General features: G+C 69.6%; 2 protein-coding genes and 1 pseudogene. All 3 read left to right on the forward strand.

Annotation, left to right across the window (positions count from 1 at the left end; translation table 11 throughout):
- Nucleotides 1-958: amidohydrolase family protein (locus VJ655_RS13550; RefSeq protein WP_324111901.1), on the forward strand; the 958-nt coding region annotated here is incomplete at its 5' end.
- Nucleotides 959-1,153: 195 nt separating this feature from the next.
- Complete coding sequence (gene parE / locus VJ655_RS13555) at nucleotides 1,154-3,250, forward strand: DNA topoisomerase IV subunit B (protein WP_324111903.1); 2,097 nt, start codon at nucleotides 1,154-1,156, stop codon at nucleotides 3,248-3,250.
- A gap of 205 nt (nucleotides 3,251-3,455) precedes the next feature.
- A pseudogene (locus VJ655_RS13560) lies at nucleotides 3,456-3,595 on the forward strand (hypothetical protein); the annotation flags it as partial.

The following is a 3,595-nucleotide window of genomic DNA, read 5'->3' on the forward strand; positions in this document are numbered from 1 at the left end:
GGCGGTCACCCCCGTCCTCTCGGGGACCGGCGGCGGCGCTCACGAGCATGCCGACGACGGCGTGGTCGAGGAGATGACCGCCGGCAAGACCGGCGACGGCGATCCGCCGCTGTTCGGCGGCCAGGCGGCGTTCATCCGCCTGAAGGCCGGCGCCGCCGACATCGTCGAGGCCTCCAAGCTGGCCGTCACCGTCTCGCTGGGCGAGAGCGGGGCCCGCGCGGCCGGCGGCTCCCGCGGCGCCGACCTTGTCCTGATCCGCTCGGCCCTGGAGGACGCTCACGCCTTCGCCGCCCGCCGCGCGGCGTTCGAGCAGGGCGCCACCCGCGACTTCGGCCTCTCGCGCCTGGACCTCGCGGCCCTGATCCCGGTCGTGCAGGGCAAGACGCCGCTGCTGATCCGTGTCTCCCGCGCCGCCGACATCCGCCAGGCCCTGAAGCTGGCGGCCGAGGAGCGGATCAAGGTTGTCCTCGAAGGCGTCGAGGAAGGCTGGATGGTCGCGGCCGAGATCGCCAAGGCCGGCGTCCCGGTCATCGTCGATCCCCAGGCCGACCTGCCCGACAGCTTCGAGGCCCTGGGCTCGCGGCTCGACAACGCCGCCCGCCTGAACGCCGCCGGGGTCACGGTGGCGATCAACGGCTCTCGGGACTTCAACAATCTGCGCCAGGAACGGCTGAACGCGGGCCTGGCGGTCGCCAACGGCCTGCCCTACGCCGCCGCCCTGGCGTCGGTGACCCTGGTCCCGGCCAGGATCTGGGGCCAGGACGGCAAGATCGGCTCGCTGGACGTGGGCAAGGTCGCCGACGTCGTGGTCTGGAACGGCGATCCGCTGGAGACGACCAGCTGGCCGACGGCCGTCCTGATCGGCGGCGTCGAGCAGCCCAAGGACAGCCGCCAGACCCAGCTGCGCGACCGCTACGCCGCCAGCGACCAGAGCGGCTATCCGCCGGCCTATCGCTGAGCGCGAAATCCTCCCCCCGACAGGGGAGGTGTCCGTGAAACGGACGGAGGGGGAAGTCCGGCCAAGCCTGTCTCTTCCCTCTCCGTCGCCTGACGGCGACACCTCTCCCTTCAGGGAGAGGATTTCGATTTCGCTTTTCAGGGGACGGCCCTCGGCCCATACGAGGCCCCCGCCCCGAATCGCTTCAAAATCGTCCTGATGTCCTCCGATAAGACCCCTTCCCTGTTCGACGACGACGCCCTGGCGCCCGTCCCCGCCGCGCCGTTCCAGGCCAGCGTGGAGCCGCACGTCGAGCCCACGCCTCGCCCGGTCCCACCGCCGCCTCCGGCCGCCAAGGCCTCCTCGTCTTCCGGGGCGCCCGGCGAGTACTCGGCCGCCGACATCGAGGTGCTGGAAGGCCTGGAGCCGGTCCGCAAACGCCCCGGCATGTACATCGGCGGCACCGACGAGCGGGCGCTGCACCACCTGTTCGCCGAAGTGCTCGACAACTCGATGGACGAGGCCGTGGCCGGCTTCGCCAAGACGATCGAGGTCAAGCTCGACGCCGACGGCTTCCTGTCGGTCAAGGACGACGGCCGCGGCATGCCCGTGGACCCGCACCCCAAGTACCCCGGCAAGTCGGCGCTGGAGGTCATCATGACCGTCCTGCACGCCGGCGGTAAGTTCACGGGCAAGGCCTACGAGACCTCCGGCGGCCTGCACGGCGTCGGCGCCAGCGTGGTCAACGCCCTGTCCGAACGCGTCGAAGTCACCGTCTGGCGCGACGGCTTCGAGCACCTCCAGGTCTTCTCGCGCGGCAAGCCGCTGGGTCCGATCCAGCAGGTCGCCCCGTCGAAGAAGAAGGGCACCATGGTGCGCTTCAAGCCCGACGACGAGATCTTCGGCGAGGGCGTGGCGTTCAAGCCCGCGCGCCTCTACCGCATGGCCCGCTCAAAGGCCTATCTCTTCCGCGGCGTGCAGATCAAATGGTCCTGCGATCCCTCCCGCATCCATGACCAGACCCCGCCCGAGGCCACGTTCCACTTCCCCAACGGCCTGGCCGACTTCCTGGCCGAGCGCACCAAGGGTCTGACCACGGTGACGCCCGAGAGCTTCTCGGGCCGCATCGAGCGCCAGGGCGAGGCCGGCGCCGTCGAGTGGGCCGTCACCTGGACGCCCCAGGGCTTCGGCGAGCACGACGGCTTCATGCAGTCGTACTGCAACACCGTGCCCACCCCCGAAGGCGGCACCCACGAGAGCGGCTTCCGCGCCGCCCTGACCCGGGGCCTGAAGGCGTACGCCGACCTCAAGGGCGAGAAGCGCGGCACGATCATCACCGCCGACGACGTCGTCGCCCAGGCCGGCGCCCTGATCTCGGTGTTCATCAAGAACCCGGAATTCCAGGGCCAGACCAAGGAAAAGCTGTCGACGACCGAGGCCCAGCGCTTCGTCGAGGCGGCCCTGCGCGACCCGTTCGACCTGTGGCTCAGCGCCAGCCCCAAGAACGCCCAGGCCCTCTTGGACTTCGTCATCGAGCGGGCCGAGGAACGCCTCAAACGCCGCAAGGACAAGGAAGTTACTCGCGCTTCCGCGACCCGCAAGCTCCGCCTGCCCGGCAAGCTGGCCGACTGCGCCGGCGGGGCCGTCGACGGCGCCGAGCTGTTCATCGTCGAGGGCGACAGCGCCGGCGGCTCGGCCAAGCAGGCCCGCGACCGCAAGTACCAGGCCATCCTGCCCCTGCGCGGCAAGATCCTGAACGTGGCCTCGGCGTCCGGCGAGAAGTTCACCGCCAACAAGGAGCTGTCGGACCTGATGCTGGCCCTGGGGGCCCAGGGCGGGAACAAGTATCGCGAGGAAGACCTGCGATACGACCGCATCATCATCATGACCGACGCCGACGTCGACGGCGCCCACATCGCCAGCCTCCTGATCACCTTCTTCTACCGGACCATGCCGGACGTGATCCGCCAGGGGCACCTGTATCTGGCCCTGCCGCCGCTCTACCGCATCAGCCACGGCGGCAAGTCCGAATACGCACGCGACGACGCCCACAAGGACGAGCTCTTGGCCACGGTGTTCAAGGGCAAGAAGCCCGAGATCGGCCGCTTCAAGGGCCTGGGCGAGATGATGGCCTCCCAGCTGAAGGAGACCACCATGGACCCCAAGAAGCGCACCCTGGCCCGCGTGACCCTGCCGCGCTCGGAAGAGGCGGTGGAAAGCCTGGTCGAGACCCTGATGGGCCGCAAACCCGAACTGCGCTTCCGCTTCATCCAGGAAAACGCCGAGTTCGCCGCGGCGGATCTGGATCTGTAAATCCTCCCCCCAGCGGGGGAGGTGTCCGCGAGGCGGACGGAGGGGGAAGTCCTGCCGACCTTGCCCCTCCCCCCTCCGGTCCTTCGGACCGCCTCCCCCACGGGGGGAGGATTTGGCGCACGACGCCGCCGCTTCACGCGGTCTACCGCTGAAGGGATGGAAAGGGACGCGGAGCGCCGGACAACGTCCGGAGTGTGAGTAGTGAATACCGTTTCGACGAAGCCCGACGCTCCGCGCGATCGTTATCCGCCAGCCTCCCGTCAGGTGGCCCTGTTCAGGCCTTACCGGGACCTGGGCTCTCGGTTTCCCGAGAGACCCAGCGGTCGGAGAGGACGAGCCAATCCA

Origin of the sequence: Caulobacter sp., assembly GCF_035254145.1 — a bacterium.
In the GTDB taxonomy this organism is placed as follows: domain Bacteria; phylum Pseudomonadota; class Alphaproteobacteria; order Caulobacterales; family Caulobacteraceae; genus Caulobacter.